The sequence below is a fragment of the Streptomyces sp. NPDC002884 genome (genome assembly GCF_040295245.1).
Taxonomy (GTDB): Bacteria; Actinomycetota; Actinomycetes; order Streptomycetales; family Streptomycetaceae; genus Streptomyces.
The window spans coordinates 1-5,604 of the sequence record NZ_JBEOVB010000085.1; the positions used below are offsets into that span (position 1 = coordinate 1).

General features: G+C 71.3%; 4 protein-coding genes. 2 read left to right on the forward strand and 2 right to left on the reverse strand.

All coding sequences use genetic code 11. The features are described from left to right. Nucleotides 1–128 precede the first annotated feature (128 nt). Nucleotides 129–629, forward strand: coding sequence for a nucleotidyltransferase domain-containing protein (locus tag ABT070_RS45865; RefSeq protein WP_351769291.1), 501 nt, complete (start codon nucleotides 129–131; stop codon nucleotides 627–629). 71 nt (nucleotides 630–700) lie between these two features. On the opposite strand, the gene ABT070_RS45870 is transcribed toward ABT070_RS45865, so the two are convergent. Together ABT070_RS45870 and ABT070_RS45875 are read right to left on the reverse strand one after the other, a co-directional pair. Then, nucleotides 701–3,013, reverse strand: a complete 2,313-nt coding sequence (locus ABT070_RS45870; protein ID WP_351769287.1) for a beta-L-arabinofuranosidase domain-containing protein — start codon at nucleotides 3,011–3,013, stop codon at nucleotides 701–703. A 481-nt stretch (nucleotides 3,014–3,494) separates the two neighbouring features. Continuing rightward, nucleotides 3,495–4,157, reverse strand: coding sequence for a tetratricopeptide repeat protein (locus ABT070_RS45875; protein WP_351769289.1), 663 nt, complete (start codon nucleotides 4,155–4,157; stop codon nucleotides 3,495–3,497). 116 nt (nucleotides 4,158–4,273) lie between these two features. Between ABT070_RS45875 and ABT070_RS45880 the strand changes: the two genes are divergently transcribed. Then, nucleotides 4,274–5,440 carry a pentapeptide repeat-containing protein gene (locus ABT070_RS45880; RefSeq protein WP_451102847.1) on the forward strand — a complete coding sequence of 389 codons (1,167 nt, stop codon included), beginning with the start codon at nucleotides 4,274–4,276 and terminating at the stop codon, nucleotides 5,438–5,440. Nucleotides 5,441–5,604: the final 164 nt, after the last annotated feature.

The window sequence follows — 5,604 nt, forward strand, 5'->3', positions numbered from 1 at the left end:
TCGACTCGTCGACGTCCTGCGCGAACCCGCCCGGGGCGGGGGCGCGCGACTCGATGCTGCCGCCCCCGGCCCGGCACCGAGGGGGAGGGGCCCCGCCGTCGCGCGCGACGCGCCCGGAGGCCGCCGCGATGATGACGGCCGAGGACGTGCTGTCCGTGCTGGCGCTGCTGCGGCGCGCGGGCTCCGACGCCTGGATCGGAGGCGGCTGGGGCATCGACGCCCTGGTGGGCGAGCAGACCCGTGACCACCGGGACCTGGACCTGATGCACCGTCTGGACCAGGAGCCCGCCGTGGTGGCCGCCCTGGCGGCGGCGGGATTCACCGAGACCCTGGACCGGCGGCCCGTGCGGTTCGTCGTCACCGACGCCGGCGGACGGGAGATCGACCTCCACCCGCTGGTCTTCGCCGCCGACGGCTCCGCCACCCAGGCCTCCTTCGACCCCGAGCGGCCGTTCCGCTATCCGGCCTCCGGCTTCGTCACCGGCACCATCGGCACGAGCACGGTCCCGTGCCTCTCCGCCGACCGGCAGGTCCATTTCCACCAGGGCTACGAGCCGACCCGACGCGACCTGCACGACATGGAGCTCCTGCGCCGGACGTTCGGCATCGCCACCCACTTCGACCCCTGATGCCGGGCCGTGAGCCCGACACGCAGGCGGTGAGCGGTGAGCGGTGAGCAGGACGGCGTCCGGGCCCGTTGTCAGGCGCCCACGATGCGCCAGCGGTTGTCGGCGGTGCCGTCGTCGGGTGCCTGTACCGCGTAGGCCCCGACGGCGGTGGAGTTGCCCGCGACGCCGAGCAGCTTGCCGCTGTGCACATTGCGGATCTTGTAGGTGCCGTCGCCCTGGTCGAGCAGCGTCCACAGGTGGTCCGCGGTGCCGTTGTCCGTCCACTGGAGCACGCTCGCGTTGTCCGCGGTGGACATGTTCAGCACACCGAGGACCTTGCCGCTGTTGACGTTCCGCAGCCGGACCGCCGTCCCGTCGACGATCACCTCCCAGTTGTGGTCGGCGGTGCCGCTGTCGGTCCACTGAAGGGCGAGGCCGCCGTCGGCGGTGGACATGTCCTTGACGCCCAGCACCAGGCCGCTGGCCACGTTGACGAGGTGTACGGGGGCGACGCCGCCGGTGTTCCAGTAGACGGTGTAGTTGAAGCCGTGCGCGTCGTGGAACGGGCCCAGGTCGACGGTGGAGCCGCCCGCGGTCGCGGTGAAGGCGAGCGAAGTGCTGCTGGTGCGTGTGACGGTGGCGGCGTCGAGCAGCGGGAGCGTGCCGAGCGCACTGTCCCCGTAGTCGCCGGCCAGCACGACCGGCCCGTAGGTGACCGCGGCGGTGTTCGCGTTGTCGGGGGCCGGCCGCAGGACGACCCGCATGGGCAGGCGGACGGTGACGGTGTCGCCGGACGCCCAGGCGCGGGTCAGGGTGGCGTAGGTGCCGGGGGTGGTGGCGACGCTCTGCGCCACGCCGTTCACGCTGATCGTGGCTCCGCTGGTCCAGCCGGGAATGCGGACGCGCATCGCCCACGTTCCGGCGGCGCTGCCGGTGACCGTCAGCGTGGACGTGTCGCCGGCGGGGTACGAGGTGGTCTGGGTGACGGTGATGCCGCGCTGGGACCAGGTCAGCACGGACGGCACGAACAGGTTCACGGTGAGCGTGGTGTCGTTGCGGAAGTAGATGGAGTCCATCAGCCTGGTGTGGGTCTCCAGGCCGGTGCCCTGGCAGCACCAGAAGGTGCCGTAGTCGGTGCTCCAGGTGCCTCCGCCCCAGGCCGGGCCCACACCGCGCCGGCCGCCCGGGTTGAGCGGGGTGAAATAGGTGACGTGACCGTGGGCGTCCGCCGGGTTCTGCTGGCCGATCATGTGGTTCAGCCAGGCCTGCTCGTAGAAGTCGAACAGCGCGGCCCGGTCCGGGGTCACCGCGTACAGGTCACGGGTGAGCTTGAGCATGTTGTACGTGTTGCAGCTCTCGCAGGTGTCCTGTTTCAGGTACGCGGCGATCGCGTTCGGCGCGCGGAAGTGCTCCGCCTGACTGTTGCCGCCGATGGCGTAGGTGTGGGTGCCGACGGCGATGTTCCACGCGTTGGTGGCGATGTCCCGGTAGCGGGTGGTGCCGGTGGCCTTGTACTCGCGCAGGGCCCCGATCCACTTGGGAACCTGGGTGTTGGCGTGCAGTCCGCCCAACTGGTCCAGGTTGGCCGCCAGCGGGTCGAACACGGCGGCATGGTCGAAGCGCTGGGCGGCGGTGAGCCACCGTGTGTCGCCCGTCTGCTGGTAGAGGTCGCACAGCACGTCGTTCATACCGCCGAACTCCACACCGAGCATCGCCTGCATCTGCTGACCGGTGAGCCGGCCGGTGCGGGTGTCGACCCAGCCCGCCAGGGCCAGCAGGACGTCCCGGGCCTGCGTGCTGCCGATCAGGCGCCACACGTCCAGCAGCCCGGCCAGCGTCTTGTGGATCGTGTAGTACGGCACGTTGCCGTTGCTCAGGGTGCCCTGTTCGAGGGCGGTGAAGTCGGACTCGGGATAGCCGGAGAGGTAGCCGGTGGTGAATCCGGCGGCGCTGTCGTTGGCCTGGCACTTGGCCAGCTCCGCCACCATGTAGACGGCCTTGTCGCGGGCGACCGAGTCCCCGGTGACGGCGTACAGCTGCGCCCAGGCGGTGAGGAAGTGTCCCTGGACATGGCTGCGGAAGGGGAAGTCGGGCGCGTCCCAGCCGCCGCCGGCGGCGGCGCCGGCCGTGGAGAGCCTGTGGTTGGCGCGGAAGGTGTACAGCAGCCGGTCCACGTCCACGAACCGCAGGTAGGCGGCTGTGCGGTTCTGGTTGTCCAGCCATCGGCTCGCGGTCAGCCGCACCTGGCCGAAGTCGAAGGCGTAGGCGGAGACCCCGAGGTCGGCGCGGGCGGGAGGAACGGCCGCCCGGGCGGGAGAGGCGCCGACGAGTGGGCCGGCCGCGGAGGCGGCGAGCGTGGCTCCGGCAGCTTGCAGGAGTCGCCGTCTGCTCAGTGAGGAGGACATCGTTCACCTGTTCCTTGATCGGGGGAGCGAGGACGGGGAAGCGCCGGCGCCTCGTGCCGCCGGGTGGTGACGTGTGGTTCGCCGGCTCCCGCGCGCCCGGTTCCCTGAGCACGGCGGCAGGTTCTGTACATCGGCAGGTTCCGTACATCGGTGGGCCCGTGGCGCTGCCCCTTCGCGACCTGACGGCCGTCGTCGGGGTACGGGCGCACCGTTGTGCGGCGCGCCCGGCGCAGACGCGGATTTCCGTTTCTCGTGCGGACGGCTCGGCCGCACAGAGGATCGCGATGCTTATGCTGTTCGTGATATCGAACATTGGTCGACTCTTCGGCAAGCACGGATGATAGACGCCCGAACGAGCCGGCCGACACCCTTCGTACTGCGATTTCAGTGAAGCGCCGTCAACTCGGCTGTCGACCCGGCGACTTGCCGAGCCACGTCGTGACGTACCCGACGGGCGCAGGGCCTCTTCGCGCGGGTGCCGTCAGCGCGAACCCGACGGCAGGCCGAGCTCCTCGCGGGCTGCCGCCACCCAGCGCAGCACTCCGTGGGAGTCGGTGCGCTCGGCCAGCTCCGTCGCTTCCGCGAGCAGCGCCGCCGCGTCATCCCGCCGATCCTGCTGGGCGGCCAGATGGGCCAGCCCGATCAGATTCGCGGCCACCCCCGGCAGGAACCCCACCTCCCGGCGCAGGCGGGTGGACTCCTCGAGGCGCGCACGGGCCTCGTCCAGACGGCCGAGCATGTGGTCGGCGAAGCCGAGGTGCCGCAGTGCGTACGACGTCGTCAGCCGGTCGCCGGCCCGGGTGGCGAGGCCGAGGGCCCGCTCGAAGCAAGGCACGGCGGTGTCGTTGTCGTCACGCACCACTTGGTGGAAGGTGCCGACCCAGAACACCGCCTCACCCTCGCCGCGCACGTCACCGAGCCGCCCGTACAGCTCCGCCGCGTGTTCGAAGAGCTCGAGCTCCCGCGCGTTCTCGACCCGCTCCTCCAGGAAGCGGGCGTGGATCACCTGGCCGCGGGCGAGTGCGAGGTCCGCCTCGACCTCGTCGAGGCTCCGGTCGGCGGACGCCGGCGCACCGCTGTCCCCGCCGAAGACGGCGCGCTCATAAAGGAGTCGGGCCTGTTCGATGCGCTCGTCAGCAGTCATGCCGTGATCGTATCGAGCGCGTGCCGGAGAATCCGATGCCCTTCCGACCCGCTGGAATCGAGTGTCCGGGCCTGCCTCTTGATCGTTTTCCGAGCTGCGCCTACGCTTCCGTTCCCATGGGGATGGGGGAGTCGGACCGAGGACGCAGGCCGTGGTACGCCCGGCTGGTCAGGCATCGGGTGACCGCGGCCCTCGTGACCGGGACGGCGGGGCTGGCCGTTCTGGGCGTGGTGCTGGTCCTCCTGCCGGGTGTGGTGGTCGACCACGATCTCGCCGGGGCGAGCGTGGCCGCGCAGGACCGGCTGAAGGCGGTGAACGACGTCCGTACGACACTGCTCCAGGCCGTCGGCGGGTTGGTCCTGCTGTTCGGCGCGTACGCCACCTGGCGGCAACTGCGCGTCAGCCAGGACGGCTTGCGCGCCACCCAGGAGGGCTACGTCACCGACCGGTTCAGCACGGCCGTCGACCAACTCGGCAGTGACAAGCTGGAAACGCGCATCGGCGGACTCCACGCGCTGTGGCGCATCGCGGAGCACTCCGCCCGCGACCGCGAGGCCGTCATCTCCATCCAGGCCGCCTACCTGCGGACCCACCTGCCCTGGCCGCCCACCGGACCGGGAGCCGCGGCGGCGGACGCGCCCATCAACGACGTCGTGCCGCTGGAGGTGCGAGCCGCCGACGCCCAGGTGGCACTGACCGGCCTCGGCGTGCTGTTGCTGCAACCCCGGGCGCAGTCCTGGGTCAACCTCGGTGTCACGGACCTGCGCCGGGCCGACTGCGACGGGCTGTGGCTGCACGAGGTCAACCTCGACCGGTCCTGTATGGAGGCGGCGGGTCTCTACCACGCCAACCTCACCCAGGCGTCCCTCGTCGCGGTCAACCTGCGGCACGCCGACCTCAAGACGGCGGTCCTGCGCCGGGCCCGCTGCGTTCTGGCCGACCTGCGGGGCGCCCGACTGGTCGAAACGGACCTGCGTGACGCGGACTTCACCGACGCCGACCTGCGCGAGGCGAACGTGCGCAAGGCCGATGCGGGGGGCGCTGTCTTCCGCCGCGCCGACCTGCGCCTGGCCGACCTGCGCGGATCCGACCTGAGTACGGCCGACCTGCACCAGGCACGTCTGACCGGTGCGCTGGCCAGCGAGCACACGCGCTGGCCCGCTGGTTTCGACCACTCGGCCGCGGGCGTCGTCGTCACCGATGATCCCGGCCCCGAGCCTCCGCCGCTGCTCCAGCCTTCGGGGATAACGACGCAGCACCCGCGCCTGCGGTCCGTGCCGTGACCGAGGCCCGGATGCGGGTGTGTCCGGCGTCCGGTGTCCCGTGTCCCGTGAGGTCGTTCTGACCCGGTGTCAGGTGGTGTAGAGGTCGTAGGTGGGGGTGTGGTGGGGGTCGGCGATGATGTCGAGGCGGGGGTCGACGGTGAGGATGGCCTGGTGCATGCGTT

Bases quoted from the DNA above. Each gene is read 5' to 3' on its own strand.
- ABT070_RS45865 (WP_351769291.1), top strand. From the start codon at position 129: ATGATGACGGCCGAGGACGTGCTGTCCGTGCTGGCGCTGCTGCGGCGC.
- ABT070_RS45870 (WP_351769287.1), bottom strand. From the start codon at position 3,013: ATGTCCTCCTCACTGAGCAGACGGCGACTCCTGCAAGCTGCCGGAGCC.
- ABT070_RS45875 (WP_351769289.1), bottom strand. From the start codon at position 4,157: ATGACTGCTGACGAGCGCATCGAACAGGCCCGACTCCTTTATGAGCGC.
- ABT070_RS45880 (WP_451102847.1), top strand. From the start codon at position 4,274: ATGGGGATGGGGGAGTCGGACCGAGGACGCAGGCCGTGGTACGCCCGG.